Raw genomic sequence first — 17,660 nt, forward strand, 5'->3', positions numbered from 1 at the left:
TCACTTGGGCAACCTTTTTGAAAAATGGTGATTTATGAAATATAAAACTTTTGACGGTCAAGCTCTCGATACATGCCCTTTTTATCCGGATAAAATAGTCGGCTCTTATTCGTGCGCCTTGTGTCCTCACAGGGCGGATTCGCCAAAATGTATTTCCGGTAACTACGGTGAAGCCGGCGAATGCGAATTCACTTTTCATTGCACGGCCGAAGATACGTTCGAAATGGGTTCGAATACAGGTTTCGGCGATTTTTTAAGTAAGGAGTGACAACCATGCCAAGTAAAAAAAATCCCACAAGAGTCAATTTAAATCAACGTTTAACAGGTTGGAACATTGACGAATATCAAGCAAAACAGAAAGTCCTTAAGGATGCTATCAAAAAATGTTTGAACGAAAATGGTTTTGATTCAGCGTTTAATATTCCAGATTATATCATGTCAGATCACATGGTTGCTTCTCTTTGGTCGTTCGCTCGATCGTCGTCAGATCTAGCATTTCACGAGGGAAGAGTTGAACTCAGTGATATCAAAACATCACGAAAATTTCGTGATTTCATAGTGGACCATGAAAACGATCCTTCTCAATTCGGTTGTTGTGACGACGAAGACAAGGAAATACAATAAAACTATACTTTCTGCAGCCGGTTTTTTTTAGTTCCTTTTTCACGTTTATGCGTCAATAATATAGGTTATCGATAACAGCTTTTTCGATGCTGTTTTCGAAATAAACAACTACCGATAAAGAAACATTATCGGTACTAAACCGGGGTTTGATGATGAGAAAAGATGATGTTAAAGGTTCAGATCAAAAAGCAGCCGAACGCAACATTTTGCACGACGCCGAGCGATCAACAAATGAGGCTATTGCGGCAGTCGTAAGCTCAATGAGCTACATTGATCCCTTGAAAGCGAACGGGATAGACCTCCCGCTCATGAGAGCTTTGCAGCAGCTTAGAACCGCCGCAGATTTGATCGCAGAGGAGCTTTCAAAATGAGCGACACCTTAGATCGGGAAGACTTCGAAGAAGAACCCAAACCGAACCATACCGACAGAATGCACGTGATATGTCCCTACTGCGATCATGAGGACTGGGATTCATGGTCTATCGATTATGACACCGATATGGAATGCAAAAAATGCAATAAAACCTTTTGGGTAGAACCTGAAATAGTAAGACAATTTACAACTTATAGAATGAAGGGGGAACAATGATTTTCAAGGAGATGACCCATGCGGAATGGATTGTAGAGGCAAAAAAACGTTACGGTGATTTTGAATCCGTAAAATTCCGATGTCCTATTTGCGGACATGTCGCGAGCGTTGCGGAATATCAGGCCGCTAAAGCTCCAGAGGGGATGATAGGCTTTTCCTGCATCGGTAGGATCATAGGGGCAAAGAGAAATGCTTTCGGAAAAAAAGAAGATGTGAAGGGAAATGGACCTTGCGACTATGCAGGCGGCGGACTGTTCAAGGTCAATCCGATACACTTGACGGATAACGGTGAACCGTTTTGTGAAGTGTTCGACTTTGCCGATGACCCTCTTTGCAAAGAGGAGGGCTGATTATGAAATATGTTCTTGGAGAAGACGGAAGGTTCACTCAAGTAGAGAACTTTCGGATCAATGATTTTGTCGCCTATGCAGCGGTTATGGGTGGACCTATCGTCTCAAGAGGTCACAAAATTGTAGCCTTTAAGATGATAGATCCAGCAAAGGAGATTTTCAAAGTTGGAATAACAAATGTTCCCGGATATGTCCCGTTGGAAAACATACTTTTGGACGGTCATTGCTACGAAGTTCCTAACGAATCGAACGTCGAATGTATATCGAGACTCGCGAAAGCGGGCACGGATATGGTATCCACGATCGAGACGTTTTTATCTTTGCCGATTGACCAAGGTTTTCAAAAAGCCGTGTCAGTGTTCGATAAAGTAGATAAACAAGCGGGAATTCTTATGGCCGAAGCGGTCATTAGAAAAATGAAAAGGAGCGTAGGATGAAATGCTTTATAACAATCTTTGTTGTGTCAATGTTTGGTTGTCGCGGCGCCTATACGCCCTTGTTCGAATTGGTTACAGACGAGGATACAGAAACGGATTACGATTCGGAAAAGTCCACGGAAACTGTTTCGGACACATGGGAAGAAGACAATCAGAGGGACTCTGTTGTAGAAATCCAAAGAGACACTTATACGGAAGAAGTCTCGGACTCGGATATGGGACCGGATACTTTTATATCATCGGACTCGGAATCGGAAGAGGACTCGGAATCGGATCAGAATTCGGATCCGAAAGATTCGGATTCAAACGGATCAGAAACGGAAGTAATCTCGGACTCGGACGAGGAATCGGAAACTGTTACAAGCTCGGACTCGATTTCGGATGCGGGTTTCGACACGGATACAGAATCGGACGAGAGCAACACTACCGACGATATATCGGCTTGCCCTGGATCTTGCCAATACAACCGATTTACAAAAGAGGAATTAGAAGCAACCGGTTTGCTAAACGGATTCTCTATCGATCCTTCTGTTTCAACGATCCTTTTGTGCGATAACGGATCCGACGGAATGGGCTTTGAGACTTTCCCGATCTATTCCGGATGGATTCGCGACAACGCTTATCAATGCGACGGTATCGGCCGTTATTGTTGCAGGCCTCAAAATGCTTACGATCAATATTGTTCAGAAATCGGCGGCACATGTGCGCCGTCGGCTACTCCCGGCGAAGGTGCCGGCTTTTGCGCATTCGCTTCGAACGAATGCAAGGAGATATCCAAATGAGTCAAAGAAGAATCGTTATTCCCGGTCCTGGCGGTGGAACACATGCGCCAAACGAAGCAGACATAAAGCTTGCAATAATCGGAACGATGTCGAACGTTGCGATGCTTTACGGACAATCGGCGCAAGCTTTCGCGCGTCTTGCGATCCTTGATACGCAACGTGCGAACGACATTTTGCAAGGCAAACGAAAAGAAACAGACGAGGCCTCGGACGATTACGAAGCTTCGAACTCGGATCTTGAATACGACCTTTTAGAGGAAACCGCATGGTACTACAAAGAATGTGCCGAAATGGCCGCCGATCTCTTGCTCGAACAAAAACGAAAGTACGGCATGGTCAATGAGGAGGTACCGCTCAAACCATGATAGTAAAAGCTTTAATCATTTTCGGAATTTTATATGGTACGACGATCGCACATGGATTTTTCAAAGGGGTGTCGCAGCATAGAAAAATGATGAAGGCCGAACATTTAAAGGGGGTTTTCAGATGGAAAAGCAATTGAAGCCGACCGAAAAACACCTATCGTCTCGCGAATGGTACGTCGAAGGCTGCAATAGATACGGTACAGAAAAAACAAACTGGAAATTCCGCTGTCCGTCGTGCGGTCAACAAATCGATCGTTCTATGTTCAACCGAAAAATGAAATACATTTTTCTTGTGGATTGTGTTCATTGTGACTGGAAAGGTTTCGGTGGTAAAAACCCCATATCAGTTCATGAGTCACATGGGGAAACACACAACATATTTGATTTTTTCGACGATCCGATCTGTGTAGTGCAGCTCGGTCTTCAATGATATAATTCCGCTATGAGCTTCGAAGCAACAGACATCCTTTCAACGTTCATCGCGGCGGTTCTCTGGTTGGCCTTGACAAAAATCAAAAAATTGAGCCGCTCTTTGTCTGATTTGCAGCAAATATCATCGGATCCCCCTCCGAATTGCTTGCGCTGTGAGTTTTACCGGGCGGTCAAAGCGGAGTTCAAACATGACCGATCCGAAATCACCCAAACGACAAAATCCGATCCTGACTCCGGCACATGATCTGTTTGACGATCTCATTTCTCTATCTCAAAAATTGTCGGATAAAGGTCTATCGAAAAACACAAAAAGTGCCTACTCGAAAGACTTTGCTTTGTTCGCCGATTTTTGTTTGAGAGTTGAAAAACCATGGTTGCCGGCGACACCTGAAACAGTTTGCGCATATTTGGCGTCAATTATCGATAAAAAATACTCGACTATTTCCAGGGTTTGTGTATCGATAAAACGCTTTCATGTCGAGTCTGGTTATGACTCACCGACAGACTCTCATTCTGTAAAATCCGTTTTAAAAGGTATTAGGCGAGAAATAGGCATATCTTGCGATGCTGCAAAGCCCATCTTATGGGATGACTTGAAACGGATGGTTTCTCGGTGTGAACGAACGATTCGAGGAAGGCGAAATCAAGCTATTTTGTTGATCGGATGGTGCGCCGCTTTGAGACGATCCGAGATTTGCGCGCTCGATGTCGAGGATCTTTCTTTTTTGCCCGAAGGCCTCACGATTCGGATCAGGAAATCAAAGACCGATCAAGACGGAAAAGGCGCAAACATTTTTATTCCGAGGGCTCCCGATAAAGAACTTTGTTGTGTCCGGTTTCTTGAGGACTACAAAGAGCTTTTGTTTTTGAATAGATCGGGACCGCTTTTCAGACGAGTGAGAAAAACAAACGCCATGATGTTTTACGACTGGGGAAACGCGGCGAGATTGACCGAGCAGACAATCACAGACGTTGTCAAGGATGCGGCGCGCTCCGTGGGATATAGTCCTATCGAATATTCGGCGCATTCGTTGCGGCGAGGTTTCGCTACTCAATGCGGACAACTGGGAATCCCCGAAAGATTCATCGCCCGGCAAACTCGCCATTCTTCCATGGAGGTTTTGAGGCGGTATATAGAAGATGGTTCGATCATGCTGAACAATCCACTCAAGATCGTCTTTGCATCGCTCGATTCCTCGCCGCGACAAGGATCTCAAGATCGTCTTTTGGAAGGTCAATCTGTACCTTCGGAAGCTCCCGCGCCTTCTGAACAACCATCTGATATCGAATCTCCGGCTCTCGATATTGAACCGCCTCATCTTGTCCAATCATCGCAGATATGAGTTCAGAGACGGAATTTGACTGATTTTCGGGATTTTTTCGCAATACCGGTAAAATTTCATTTCGGATGACTTGCTCTCGATGTGTGTGAGGCATTTCTTGCCATGACGAGCGATCCCAGTCGATGCCACTGTGACCCGGTATTTCTATCCCGGCGCGGCCGGCGTCAATCTCCCACCGCGCGCGGCTGATTATGAGCGCCCTGTCGCGATCCTTTTGCGCCTTGAGAACGCACATGAGGCTGAATAGGACCGGATGAACCCAATTTTTGAACCTGCTCGCGCGCGCGCGCGGCTTGTTTTGTTCTTTAGCCGTAATATCACAAGAGTTTACCCGTATGTTACTACTCGTCCGAGGGGATTCCTGACAATTTGGCAGAGATGAGGAAATGTGCGCAATGTGTGTTTGTGTGTGTGTGCTCGAGATCCGTTTCCAAAATTGAAACCGTTCCAAGTTGAATTCAATAACGGTTTGAAATTTATCGTGTTTGACTCTGAATTTACGTCTTGAAAAAAATCCTAGGTCTTCAAGTTCTCTCAATCCCCGATAGAATGTCCGTTCTGACATGCGATAACCGCATCGGTTGATTGATCGGTTGATTGATTCGATATAGGAAGTAATTCCTGTATATTCAAGACGATATAGTGAAATGAAACATGAAAGAATTGCAGAAGCTTTGTTGGAGATATTTGGAAATGACTGATCTCTAACAACAAATTGAATTCTTTCTAAATCTCGTTCTTTTGCTTGCTTTTTTTGGGAATCTTTTTTATATTCTTTTTGACAAGACATTGTCAAACCCCACTCACCCCCCAGGTTGGATAATCCTTTAGGGGGGTGAGACCTTTCTGTCTCCACCAAGAGACAAACAAGAGAATAAATTGTAATTTGGCTGAAATCAATAAAACATTTCACTTAGTTTTTGTGTATTTTTAGGCTAAAATACACCTAGTGTTCACCTAGTTTGTACCTAGAAAACACCTAGAAACCACCAAGGAAGGCAAAGCAATGTCAGAAGAAGAAAAAAAGGCTCCAGAGGATAGTTATGTTTCGAGTTTTGAGGAGATGTTTGATTCGTATGGCGAGGGATGGACGCTTTCGATCTATCGAGAATCCCCAAAGGATTTGAGCGGATTCCTCGAAGAAATCGAACTTGAACCAGGTGAAAACCCCGTAAATCTTCAGTATTTAATCAACCAATGGGGCGGAAAAGTCCTCCGTTTGATGCTTCGGGACAACAAAGGAGTATTTCGCCGAAGAATGCTTTTGCAGCTCAAATCATTTCCGCCGAAGGTTTACGGAAAGCTGATCAACGATCCGAATTTAGGCGGCGAACAGAAAAAAGATCCTAAATCCGAACTTTTAGAATATTTTGCTTTGTTGAAAGAAATCAAACCTGAAACACCTATTGCGCCGACAGAAAACCGAACTCTTGAAATTCTCATTCCCATGATAATGCCTTTGATAAAGGCCTTTGCCGAACGAGCTTTGACGCCTCCTCAATCGTCCCCATCTCAGGCTGCATCGATTGCCGATATGATGACCGCATTAAGTCAGATGCGGGATTTCGTACAACCTCCTTCAGAGAATAACGACATGGGCGCGAGTCTGATCGGACTCGCTGAAAAGGCCTTGCCGTTGATTGCTCAAAAACAGGCGCAGGCGGCACCCGTTCAGCGTCCACCCGTTCCTATTGTTGCGGCTCATCCGAATATCGTTCCCAATCCGAGCGTTGCACCTCCGCCGCCGCCGACTTCTCAATTTGTAGAACCTACCGATGAACAATTGATGGAAATATTGCAAAAAAAATTACTGTCCGGAGATATCGGAGGTGAAGCCTTGACGAATTTGTACTTTGACACCGTTTCTAGATTGCCTGATACTGAGAGAGCGAAGGCCGAAAGGGTGTTGGAGAATGCGCTTGACCTTGAACCGCTCGATGAACCCGAAGATGCTACACCACAGATTCCCGGGGGGCCCGCCGGCGCAGACGAAAGAAACGATACGGCTCATCGGCCAGGCAATAAAAAGAGCCGCTGAATACCTTCCGATCAGAAACCACGCCGCCGCAGTCGCTACCAAAGCAGCTCCGAAAGACTATCTCGGACAGTTGAACGCAATCTATGAAGACTTTTTGAAACGCTGGAGGTACGTCCGAGATCCGATACATAAAGAGATGGTCACCGTATCACCGAAGGCGATTGCTCAATATATGCTCGCGCTCGATGGTGTCGGTGTAGGGCTTGGAAAAGGTGCCGGCGATTGCGATTGCGTCACCGTCGCCCTTGGTGCCGAGCTTGTGGCAACCGGATTCCCGGTTCGAATTGCGACAACGGCCGGGCCCGGTCATCCTCCCGGAAATCTTTTCGGTCATGTGTTCCCGCAGGCTCACGTTCCAGGCGTCGGTTGGGTGACGGTCGATCCTGTTCTGCATCCTCATCGTGAGGTTTTTGCGACCGCTCCTCATTCGAGGATTGCGTTTTGGAATTTAGAGGGGAAACTGTTAGGATATGAAGGAAATGTTCGGGGGTTGAACGGCACCGAACTTGATGGAGTAAAAAGCATGTATGGTCAAGAAGGATTGTTGGGACTGCCGGAAGGGCAGTGGCAAGACCTTTCGGGAGTCCTCGGCTTTGGCGAGTCGGAAATAACCCCGGACAATTGGGAAACGGTAGGCCTCAAGGGTTGGGGCATGTATGCCGGATCGATGGGTGTTATCAGCGGCGATCAGATGAACCTCCCGCCCGTTGAGGTGATGTCGGATTCCCAGGGAATCGCGAGAACTCCCATGCTCGAACTCGCGCCGCAGGATTATCAGTATATGAGATCCTACGGTCAAGCGTATGACGGAATGCTCGCGCTTGGCGATGACGGAACGATCTATCAGTATGACGGATCGCTCGGCCGAGGGTTTTTCCGTCGTATGTTTCGGCGCATCAAAAAGGGTATCAAAAAAGTCGCCCAACGAATCAAAAAAGGAATTCGCAAGGTCATAAGTAAGCTTCCGGGCGGTAAATGGATTTTGAAGATCGCCGACAAGATCCACAAAATTGCCATGAAGTTTGTCAGACCTTTGATGAAATTCGTGGGAAAATATGCGGCGAAATTGGCTCCCATAGCGGCGCTGATTCCGGGATATGGTCCGGCAATCGCCGCAGGTCTCAAAGTCGCCGGCAAGGTTGCAAACCTTATGAACAAGTGGGGCGTAAAGCTCGCAGGTAAGCCGGGCAAGGCAAGAACACTTGTTGCGAATAGCCCGCACAAAATAAAAGGCATGCAAGCAGATCTTGCGGTTGCCGCGGCGAAACTCAAAGCGGCCCGCGGAGGTTGACCCATGCGCCGCCTTTCCTGCATGCCCTGGCCTCCCGGGGTTAGAGCTCCGTCGATGGTTGCCGATTCTCGGCTTCTTCGGCGTATGGCTCAATTCACCCCGGGCCCGCGTTTCGGAGGTTTCGGATCGGCGCCCAATCTCGATGATAGGTATGTTCCAAAGCCGTCTGAAATTCGAAACAACAAAGACAGCACCCCGGGAATGTTCTATCGACCGTTTCCGGACGAAACCCCTTATGGAGTCGCCAAAAGAGCGTATGGAGCCGACAACGTAAAATCCGGTTTAATGCTCATGAACGCGGCAACATGGAACAACCATATCGAAAAAGGGACGGCAGGATGGGAGTCCTACAAGATCAAGGGACTTCAATTCTATCCGAAATACTCGATAGAGAATCCGCATGCACCGGCCGGGTCGGGAAAGCAATACCCGACGGTTTGGGTACCTCCTCTTACAGGTGAAGAACCGGAAAAGATCTATACCTCGCCGACACCCGAACCGATGCCGGGAGAACCCGGGAAAACCGGACCATCCGGACCGGTAGGACCGATGGGCCCGGCCGGTCCGATGGGCCCGTCCGGTCCTCCCGGTTCAATGGGCCCGATGGGACCGATCGGACCTTCCGGTCCTCCCGGTAACGCATCGAACGCCGCGATCGAGGCGGCGGTGAAAGCGTATCTCGCGGCGCATCCGCCCGAGGGGATACCGGGCCCTTCCGGTCCGTCCGGTCCTCAAGGGATACCGGGAAGTCAAGGACCGATGGGCCCGATCGGTCCTCCCGGTCCCGTGGGCCCGATCGGTCCTCCCGGGAATGCATCGAACGCCGCGATCGAGGCGGCGGTGAAAGCGTATCTCGCGGCGCATCCGCCCGAGGGGATACCGGGCCCGTCCGGACCGATGGGCCCGGCCGGTCCTCCCGGACCGATGGGCCCGGCCGGTCCTGCGGGAAGTGGTGGAGGTGGAGGCGGTACAGATAAGGGATTGTGGACGATCCCACTGATTTTAGGATTGTTGAGTCATGCCTGATACTGAGCCGATGCCGATTTCTAAACGTGCGCCTATAAGCACTCGCCCCACCACAGAGCAGGTGAGGCGGTGGGGCGAGTGTTTGGCGCTCTATGAGCAGATACAAGACAAGATTTTTGCGTTGCAATTGCAGCACGAAACCTTGACGGCAAAGGCTCTTTACGCTTCATACGCTTCACAAAATCAGTTTACACTTAATCTCATTGGTGCAGATACTACAGAAAAGCGCTTTTTCTTGTTGAAAGAAAATATGATCGGAGTTCAGACCGCGATTCAAAAAGTTCAATCGCTCGAATACGGTCTGAAATGGCGAGATGGGGATTTTGATATCTTGTCGCCTTCTCCCGCGATGGGTGCACTTTTCATCCCGTTGATCGTGGGCGGTTTGATTCTCGCCGGATGCTTCGCTACCTTGTACCATATGGGAAAAAACTCTGATGAACTCTTAGTCGATTATCAAAAGTTGAACAAAGCGGCGGATACCGCTCTTTGCAAAGATCCGTCTTCGGATCTTTGCAAAGGGTGGCAAGTCGTAAAAGAAAATCAAAAAATCGAAGAAAAAGAATCTTTCGCGGATACGCTCAAGGGCGGACTGTCGAAAGGCCTAACCGTAGCGCTCGCCCTGTTAGGGGGTTCGTTCGCGCTATCGTTTTTGAGGAAATAAAAATGTCGAATTTGCTGACAACCGAAGAAGGAAGAAACGCTCTTTTAGTCGCTCAAAAATATCAGCTCGAACGCAGATTGAGCCGATTTTTTCACCGAACAATCGTGATCGATTTTTCGGATTACGAGCAGGGATTGAGCGAATTTGATCTGTCGAAGATGCTCGGACAGTTGAACGATGGACATGACCAAGAAATCATCGACATCTATCGATTGCTCGGAGCGATCGGCGGTTTGTCCGTCTCGGTTGCCGACACGACATATTATGTCAACGCATTGACAGGTTCAGACCAAACAGGCACCGGTAGCGCGTCGCTTCCGTATGCTTCTTTGTGGTTTCTCGACAACCTTCCGAGACGTTTGAATCATAAATACCGCGTCGTGCTCATGTCTGATATTTCGATGCCGACAAAAACTCTGCATCTCGATTTTTCTTTCGGCGAAGATGGTTCGTTCGCACTGCTCGGAAGTGGCGCTCCGACTGTAGTTGAATCGAACACCATCGGCGCGATCGGAATTTTGGGAGGCGGCGGCGGTAGCTGGTGCGCATGCGTCGCGGGTTTCGGTCCCACCGCTCAATCATCGTTCGCCCTTTCCGGAAATTACGCGGTACCGATTCACAAGGTGATAGGAGCGAATATACTTTTTCAGTCGATGCCGTTTTTAATCCACGGAATCGGCGGAGGGGATACGATTGACGTTGTCAGACCGGCGAGAACATTGACCGTTGAAAATATCGTTGCTTCGTGTTCGGGTGGACGCAGAGGCAAACAAAGTCAAGTCGGAATTTTCAACCTGAACGTTGATTTTCTTCCATCTACACCTCCGTTTTTCAACATGGTTGAGGCGCTTGTCAAATGGCGAAATACCTGTGACAGCACATTGTCATTCGTCAAATTTGGCGACAATTGGAACGGTTTGGGAACCGTACCCGGGAATGAATTTCGATACGGAAATGTGAACACGAATGTGTTTATCGATGTCGATGAGGTTATTACTCTCGCGAATTGCGGAGTCAATAATCTGGCCGGTCCCGACACCACTTTCGGACCGTATCAGCCGGATATTTGCGGCGCGAAGTTTGGCAATATTTCAAACTGGTCTCCGTCTGAAAATTGCGTTGTAAGAGACTGCGAACTTATGGCAATGGACTTTGACAACATCATAAACATTCGAGGAGCGGCGAAGATCACCTACTCGAACGCTCGAAAATTCGTCTGTCGGAATGCGTCTTTTGACGCTCAATACTGCATTACAGACGGAGGAGTAACGCTGTTCCCGTTACAGAATCAAGGGGGAATAGAGGCCTATTGTTCGATCCTAAATGTAGAACGAATCACAACTCTTGTTTCCGACAACTGTATGACCCTTTTTGGATGTTGCACGGTCAAAATCGGCCAGTGTGGGAGTGATGGAACATATTCCACAATCAGTCGCGGTGGAATATGGTTTGAGGGAACAAATCATGTCGATGCATTTTACAATTCACCCACAAGCACGCCTGTTTTGGACGGTATGGTCGGAACTTTCGGACAACTGATCGCATATACTACGACAGCAGGCGAGGCGGCGGACACATGGCCGGCCGTTGATGCTTTAGGGTTTACCGCCGGCACCGGGAATTCATCGGTATTTGTGGGAAGATGAAAATCCCGGCAACATTGGTGCTCCTCGGTGAGCCGATAGAAATCGAAACGGAAAGCGGCGTTTATAAATTCCGAAAAAACGCTTTCTACCTCGCAACCGATTCGAGCGGCAAAGAGTTGTGGATCCTTCCGATGCCGAAGGGTGTGAAAGAGGCTGAATCAGTACCGAATCGCGCGGCGAGCATGTTCAAACGGTTTGTAGGTTGGGAACCGGATAGAGCGTTTCGATTCACCGTTCGAGATTTCTCGCCGAATCATGCGGAATATGCGTTTTCGATTGCCTACCGGTCCTCTAAGTGGACCGGAAAGGCAACCGGATATGTTCACGACTTCGAAAACCCTACAAAGGTACAGATGGACAATAAAAAATCCCCTGGAATTTGTAGGTTGACAGGGCGTAAACTGACTGTGAAGGCGGTAGGCATTACCGGATAGGTGATAAATGCGGGAAGTCCTTCTTATCAACCCCCGAAAGGGGGCGAAAACTCGCCGAAAGGCGAAAACAACCCGGCGTCGACGACGTGCGACGACGGCAAGAAAGGGAGGCCTCACAATGGCCAAAAGACGACGACGACGAGCAGCTCGCCGGACGTGCGCCGCCCCCGTTGCCAGACGGACCACGCGGCGACGACGAAGGCGCAGCTACCGGAGGAATCCGGAAGTGATGATGGAGAATCCGCGACGAGGAGGCGGACGCATGCGGCGGTATGCGCGGCGCGCAGGGGGACGGCTTTTCGCCGGTCTCAATGTGAAATCGGCGATTCACGAGGGAATCCCGATGCTCCTCGGCATGTTCGCGGCAAAGCTCGGCGCGCGCAAGTTCGGCGGCGGTACCGAGACGGATCCCACCACATGGAGCTGGGGGACCTATCTCAAAGCCGGCGCGGGCGCGTTCGCTGGCGCATTCGCCGCAAACCTGATCCGACCGGGAATGGGACAAAGAGTCCTGAACGGCGGTCTTGCCTTCGTGCTGTTCAAGCTTGTCGAGAACGAGCTCGTCACGAAGTCCCCGAAAGCTCAAGAGTGGTTCGGCGCTCCCGAAGATGCTCTTGAAGGGTACGGGTATTTCGGCGCCGATCCCAATGTGTTGCAGCTCGACGGCGAAGGCACACCGTGGATGATGTCCGACGACGGCCAGATGTTGCCGCTCGATGAACGTCATCGCATGGGATTGGGTGAGAGTTGGGACGGTGAAGACACCGACCTTCCCGAACTGCAAGGAACATGGGGCGAGGCTCTCGTATCCCGGGGCCGTCTCGGAGGATTCGGTGAAGCACTGGTCACCCCGGGCCGTCTCGGACAGGATGTCCGGGAAGATTACATTGCGAAGTATCGCGCAGCCTATCAAGGCTAAACAAGGAAGGTGAATCATGTTGAATGTCCAAGAAACCTTCCCGTTGTTCGATACCGTCGCAGTAACGCCGGACTATCCGAATCTGTCCATCAAGCCGGCGGGATGGTATGAGAACTTTGTGCAAGCGGGAAATGCAATAGATTGGCAATTCTTCAACCAAAGGAACATAGCTTCCGCCGGCAAAGAATACACCAATCTCGAAACACGCGATCAAGTGGCCTGGCCGTTCACGGTCAATTCGCTTTGCGTTCATTTTTTCGCTCCGTCGGCGGCTTTCCAGCACTACACGACCACCATCATCAACTTGAACGTGTGGAACTCGATGTTTTCCGCTCTTTGGGAGGCCGATATCCCCAAACACATGGGCTTGGAGTTTTTGGTCAATCAAGACACTAAACTCCGCATCAATGCGCTCATGCCCGGTTCGGGCGGTGGACCGATCGTCGGCGGATACGGATCGCTCGCGTCGCAGGACGGTAGTGTGTCCCCCGCCGCTTCGATGCCGTGGTCTGTACATTCCGGAAGCCAGGGAAACGCCCACATCAAGGCAAATTACGTTTTCCCCGAACCGGTAGAAATACCGGTGAAGGCTGCAATCGCGGTAAAGCTCATTCCGTCTGAATACTGTCGGCGCCTGCTTCAAGCACTTCCGGGCCCGCACACGTTCCCGGCGCCGAATGACATCTCTGTCAACTATCTCCCGACATTCTACGGAATTCGGGTGACCTTGCACGGCGTAAGATACGTGCAACAGAGAGGGGAGGCTCACGCGAGATAATCGCGGAGGTGATACCATGCAAATGCAAAATGTTTTAGAGCCCTGGACAATCTACGACTCGATCGTCATATCAAGTCAAATGTACGGCAATGAAGCGAACGTTCAGGGATGGTTCACGAGCTTTCAAGCCTTCGGACAGCAGCAGGAACACCGGTTCTTCAAATCGCGAAACGAGGCGATGTGCGGCCTTGCGTACAACAATCAGCAAAGCCAAGATCGCTCCGATTTCGCCTTTCACGCCCTGTCTATCGGTATCGCGTTTCAAGGCCCGTCGCAGCCGTGGGACAATCATGTCGCAGGGGAATTTGCGCCGCCCCCGGGAATCAATATCCCGAACTTTTTTCAATTCGACCTTCCCAATCATGTGGGAATCGAGTTCCGTCTCGCGCAAGACGTCCGCCTTGATGCATCTCCGTATCATATGCCCCCGGGCTACGGTCCGCGCGTGAGCGGCGTTTCGCAGGGCTTGGACGCAGCGACAACATGGGAGGGATATACCTCCGCCGTCGTCGTGGGTACCCAAGGAGAGCCGACGAAGGACAACCGTTTCTACTTCAAGAGCGAAATCGCGATTCCGCGAAACGAAACCTTCGAAGTGCGTCTCACCCTGTCGGAATATGCGCGGCGCATTCTCGCGCAATTCACGGGCCCGTGGTCGTATATGTGGGGATATCCCGTAACCGGTGAAGCGCCGACGATTGCTCAAGGTCGTTTCCCGACACGGTACGTCATCCAGTGCGCGATCCACGGATTGCGTGAGGTACAGCAGCGCGGCGCGTTGAGCGCATAGGAGGTTTTCCCATGGCCGAAGACATTGAAGGAAGACTTGTTCTTCCGAAAGACCTCGACCCCGAACGATGGAAGCCGATGAACTATGCGGTAAGTATCGATGTTCCCGTTGCGGCACAAGGGCGCGGGCAGGGATACATTCAACTGAACGAACAGGCTATCTTTATCACGAGAGCGGCGGTTTTGTTTCTCGGAAACACCGAAGATCCGGAAACGTCCGGTCTCTATCAGGACGGCCAGGTGTTGATCTCCATGAACGACGAAATGCGGAACTATTCCAACGTTCCCGTTCATGCCGATCTTCTGTTCGGTCCGAAACGGGCCGGCCCGTTCAGGACGTTGGAATATCCCCTTTTCTATCAGGCGGCGCATGCGTTGCGATTTGAAATCATCAATGTCTATACGCGCATCTTGACACCGCGTTCGGACACCTTCCGCGTTCAGGTCTGTTTATCTGGTCTAGCCGATTGGGGTATGGTAAAACGGAGCATGTAACCTCTCGAAAGGAGGGTTCATGTTTTCACCGTTTTCAGCCTGGACTCAAGAAGCAAGAATCGCGAAATCCATTCTGAATAGTGATTCAAACCCATGTCCGTTTCCGGAGTGGGCCGAAAATCTCATTTCTAGAAATTGCCTTGAAACTTTCTTGAAGAAACGGCCGTTGCCCGCCTTCTTCGACAATCTTCCGTATTACGAATCGCTGTATCTCACTCCGAAGGCGATCCGTTATCAAATGGATTCTGTCGGTCTGGTAGTTCATCCCGGTTTTAAATACGAGCCGTGGCGCGTAGAATTGGCGCGCTTTCCAGTTCCTCATCGGTACATTGGAGTGATACGGGGATTTGAGCAATTCATGGGTGTAGCTGATTTTGCGCCCGTTCCATCCGTCACTTCGATTGTCACCTACGGCGATCCGTTCACCGATCAGTTCAACGGAGTGAGAGGCCGATGGTTTATGCGCCTATTTCCGTTTGACGGTTCGGTGAGACCGTGGATCAATCAGCTCAATCCGCCCGATGAACAGCCCGGGCTTCCCTATTCGGATTTTCCCGAGCAATCGGGAATATGGTTTGCCACTCATTCCGATTCAGCGAATTCCGTTCGATTCCCCGTGCCGGGAGGATTTGAATTGGCTGTTTTTTGGGAATGTGACGGACTTATCACCGAACGGCCGGCGGTGTCCGCCGCATTCAAAGGCGGTATTCAGTCCTCTTTGAACAAGCTCGCGATGGAGCACTACCTCGGATCGTGGTCATGAAGGCCGTACACGAAAATACAGCCCGTTGGCAACCGGTTGTCATCAAAGAACTGGGACAGATGGGCTTGCCGTTCCCTCCCGGGCTCATATTGGCGGTAATCGACGTTGAGAGCAATGGTGTTCCCGGTCTCGTGAACGCATCAAGCGGCGCATCCGGGCTCATGCAGGTGATGCCGTCGGCGCTCGACTGGTACAACAAAAGCCATGAGCTCAAGTTCTCGATGTCGGATATGCGCTCGAAAGAAGGAGGGCCGGCTCAAATCAGAGTAGGCACATGGTTGATCGGGCAATTTTGGCGCATCGCATACGCCTATTTGTCGAAGCGTCTGCCGGCGGTACCGATAGATCAGCTCGCGAAAATTGCCGATCTCATGTATGCGGCGGGCCCGGGATGCATCCGAAAATTGATGGACAAGCTTCCCACCGCGTCTTTCGAGGCCTTCGAAACCGCCTATCCCAAAAGCAATGCCTTACCGCATCCTCGCCGCGTTTATGACCGGGTTGACCTAACGACTTTTTCCAGCCCTATGATCATGTCATGGATAAACACCTCGGTTCAGTCCTCGGCGCCCGTCGAAGAAAAAAAAAACTGGTTAACATCGGCGATATTAACGGCGATAATCGGATGGATGGTAACCAGTCTCCTAAAACGGTACTGGGACGAATGAAAGGATCAACTCATGGCAAAGCCTAAACCCAAAACCTCAAAACCGCCCGTATCCGCTCCCGCATCCGCTCCCGTGTCCGTGTCCGTATCAGAAGCGGAGGACCGAGGGGAAGTGACAAAGGATCTCAAGAAGCCTGACGAACCGGACGATGAAACGCAGGCAAAAATCGACGATGCAATATCTCGCGGAGATTGGGCCGAGGTGACGCGCCTTCGATACGGTGATCAACCGAACCCGAACAAGCCGGTAAAAGCCGGTGATCCTGTTTTACCTCCCGCAAAAGAGTAGATTTTCACCCGAAAAATAGTATCCTATCGATAGGGGGGGGGAATATCCCTCCGTGTCTGAGCCGACCAGAGGTCTCTTAGGTTCCCCCCCCCTACTTTATCCACCAAGGAGACTACATGTTGACCCCTGAAAAAATCGCTCGCATTCATGCGCTTTATTTGCGCGGTTCACCTCACGAGAGTGAGGCGGCGGAAACGATCCTTCGAAACGCGGGAATCAACCCGGAAACGTATTCGGATCCGACCGAGGATCCTTATGTCATCGCGGAAATACCGTTCAAGACCGTTCAAGAAAAAAACATCGTGTTTCAGGTTCTCGCGAAAGTTTTGGACGATTACACGATCAGTCATCTGAAGTCTGATAAGAAAATCAGAGCAAAGGTTCCAAAGTCTAAATTGAGACAAGCTGTTGAACACTCGAAAACTGTTCTAGGCCTTTGGAGACAAGAGCTTAAGCGTTTCGAACATGCCTTTGTGATAAGAAACAGGTTGTTTCCTGAAACCGAAAAAGAAGGCGTCAAAGAAATGACTTTAGGACCGGACGAAATAGAAGAAATATTGAACATGGCGCGCAACATTAAACAGGTTCATTTAGGGAACCTTTTTGAAAAATGGTGATAAAATGGATTATGAAAACTTTGAAGGTAAAGTCGTAAAACAATGTCCTTTTTTTGAAGACAAGATAGTAGGATCTTATAAATGCGCAACTTGTCAATATCACATTCCCCCCGCAAAACATGTTCGTGATCTTGATTCATTCGGACAACAAATTTATCGTTTCGAGTGCCGAGCCGAAACAGAGAAATTAAAAGGGTGACAACCATGCCAAGTAAAAAAAATCCCACAAGAGTCAATTTAAATCAACGTTTAACAGGTTGGAACATTGACGAATATCAAGCAAAACAGAAAGTCCTTAAGGATGCTATCAAAAAATGTTTGA

General features: G+C 49.6%; 22 protein-coding genes. All 22 read left to right on the forward strand.

What is annotated here, in order from left to right; genetic code table 11:
* The first annotated feature begins 34 nt into the window (after positions 1 to 34).
* The 22 genes from PHO67_08730 (at position 35) to PHO67_08835 (ending at position 17,338) form a co-directional block, all read left to right on the forward strand.
* Entirely contained in the window at positions 35 to 268 is a 234-nt protein-coding gene (locus PHO67_08730) for a hypothetical protein (GenBank protein ID MDD5547221.1), read from the forward strand.
* A gap of 5 nt (positions 269 to 273) precedes the next feature.
* Positions 274 to 624 carry a hypothetical protein gene (locus tag PHO67_08735; protein ID MDD5547222.1) on the forward strand — a complete coding sequence of 117 codons (351 nt, stop codon included), beginning with the start codon at positions 274 to 276 and terminating at the stop codon, positions 622 to 624.
* 149 nt (positions 625 to 773) lie between these two features.
* Positions 774 to 995: a hypothetical protein gene (locus tag PHO67_08740; protein MDD5547223.1), complete on the forward strand. Its 222-nt coding sequence runs from the start codon at positions 774 to 776 to the stop codon at positions 993 to 995.
* 214 nt (positions 996 to 1,209) lie between these two features.
* A complete protein-coding gene (locus PHO67_08745; GenBank protein MDD5547224.1) occupies positions 1,210 to 1,563 on the forward strand; it encodes a hypothetical protein in 354 nt (117 codons plus the stop codon).
* 2 nt (positions 1,564 to 1,565) lie between these two features.
* A complete protein-coding gene (locus PHO67_08750; GenBank protein MDD5547225.1) occupies positions 1,566 to 2,000 on the forward strand; it encodes a hypothetical protein in 435 nt (144 codons plus the stop codon).
* Entirely contained in the window at positions 1,997 to 2,782 is a 786-nt protein-coding gene (locus PHO67_08755; GenBank protein ID MDD5547226.1) for a hypothetical protein, read from the forward strand. Before PHO67_08750 ends, PHO67_08755 begins: the two co-directional genes overlap by 4 nt.
* Complete coding sequence (locus PHO67_08760; protein ID MDD5547227.1) at positions 2,779 to 3,147, forward strand: hypothetical protein; 369 nt, start codon at positions 2,779 to 2,781, stop codon at positions 3,145 to 3,147. Before PHO67_08755 ends, PHO67_08760 begins: the two co-directional genes overlap by 4 nt.
* Positions 3,148 to 3,767: 620 nt before the next feature.
* The gene (locus PHO67_08765; GenBank protein MDD5547228.1) at positions 3,768 to 4,922 is read left to right on the forward strand and encodes a site-specific integrase; all 1,155 of its coding nucleotides are present in this window, start codon (positions 3,768 to 3,770) and stop codon (positions 4,920 to 4,922) included.
* Positions 4,923 to 5,928: 1,006 nt separating this feature from the next.
* Positions 5,929 to 6,960 (forward strand): hypothetical protein, encoded by a 1,032-nt coding sequence (locus tag PHO67_08770; GenBank protein MDD5547229.1) that lies wholly within the window; start codon positions 5,929 to 5,931, stop codon positions 6,958 to 6,960.
* Positions 6,961 to 7,030: 70 nt separating this feature from the next.
* Positions 7,031 to 8,251, forward strand: a complete 1,221-nt coding sequence (locus PHO67_08775; GenBank protein MDD5547230.1) for a hypothetical protein — start codon at positions 7,031 to 7,033, stop codon at positions 8,249 to 8,251.
* A gap of 291 nt (positions 8,252 to 8,542) precedes the next feature.
* On the forward strand, positions 8,543 to 9,277 hold the full coding sequence (locus PHO67_08780; protein ID MDD5547231.1) for a hypothetical protein: 735 nt from the start codon (positions 8,543 to 8,545) through the stop codon (positions 9,275 to 9,277).
* On the forward strand, positions 9,270 to 9,941 hold the full coding sequence (locus PHO67_08785; GenBank protein MDD5547232.1) for a hypothetical protein: 672 nt from the start codon (positions 9,270 to 9,272) through the stop codon (positions 9,939 to 9,941). Before PHO67_08780 ends, PHO67_08785 begins: the two co-directional genes overlap by 8 nt.
* A gap of 2 nt (positions 9,942 to 9,943) precedes the next feature.
* Positions 9,944 to 11,587, forward strand: a complete 1,644-nt coding sequence (locus tag PHO67_08790) for a hypothetical protein (protein MDD5547233.1) — start codon at positions 9,944 to 9,946, stop codon at positions 11,585 to 11,587.
* A complete protein-coding gene (locus tag PHO67_08795; protein ID MDD5547234.1) occupies positions 11,584 to 12,021 on the forward strand; it encodes a hypothetical protein in 438 nt (145 codons plus the stop codon). Before PHO67_08790 ends, PHO67_08795 begins: the two co-directional genes overlap by 4 nt.
* A 262-nt stretch (positions 12,022 to 12,283) precedes the next feature.
* Complete coding sequence (locus PHO67_08800; protein MDD5547235.1) at positions 12,284 to 12,940, forward strand: hypothetical protein; 657 nt, start codon at positions 12,284 to 12,286, stop codon at positions 12,938 to 12,940.
* Positions 12,941 to 12,956: 16 nt separating this feature from the next.
* Positions 12,957 to 13,718: a hypothetical protein gene (locus tag PHO67_08805; protein MDD5547236.1), complete on the forward strand. Its 762-nt coding sequence runs from the start codon at positions 12,957 to 12,959 to the stop codon at positions 13,716 to 13,718.
* Between the two features lie 22 nt (positions 13,719 to 13,740).
* On the forward strand, positions 13,741 to 14,508 hold the full coding sequence (locus PHO67_08810) for a hypothetical protein (protein MDD5547237.1): 768 nt from the start codon (positions 13,741 to 13,743) through the stop codon (positions 14,506 to 14,508).
* A gap of 11 nt (positions 14,509 to 14,519) precedes the next feature.
* The gene (locus PHO67_08815) at positions 14,520 to 15,002 is read left to right on the forward strand and encodes a hypothetical protein (protein MDD5547238.1); all 483 of its coding nucleotides are present in this window, start codon (positions 14,520 to 14,522) and stop codon (positions 15,000 to 15,002) included.
* Positions 15,003 to 15,021: 19 nt separating this feature from the next.
* Positions 15,022 to 15,765: a hypothetical protein gene (locus PHO67_08820; GenBank protein MDD5547239.1), complete on the forward strand. Its 744-nt coding sequence runs from the start codon at positions 15,022 to 15,024 to the stop codon at positions 15,763 to 15,765.
* A complete protein-coding gene (locus PHO67_08825; GenBank protein MDD5547240.1) occupies positions 15,762 to 16,433 on the forward strand; it encodes a transglycosylase SLT domain-containing protein in 672 nt (223 codons plus the stop codon). Before PHO67_08820 ends, PHO67_08825 begins: the two co-directional genes overlap by 4 nt.
* 12 nt (positions 16,434 to 16,445) lie before the next feature.
* The gene (locus PHO67_08830) at positions 16,446 to 16,721 is read left to right on the forward strand and encodes a hypothetical protein (protein ID MDD5547241.1); all 276 of its coding nucleotides are present in this window, start codon (positions 16,446 to 16,448) and stop codon (positions 16,719 to 16,721) included.
* A gap of 116 nt (positions 16,722 to 16,837) precedes the next feature.
* Positions 16,838 to 17,338, forward strand: coding sequence for a hypothetical protein (locus PHO67_08835; protein MDD5547242.1), 501 nt, complete (start codon positions 16,838 to 16,840; stop codon positions 17,336 to 17,338).
* Positions 17,339 to 17,660: the final 322 nt, after the last annotated feature.

It is taken from the genome of Candidatus Omnitrophota bacterium (assembly GCA_028716565.1).
In the GTDB taxonomy this organism is placed as follows: domain Bacteria; phylum Omnitrophota; class Gorgyraeia; order Pluralincolimonadales; family Pluralincolimonadaceae; genus Pluralincolimonas.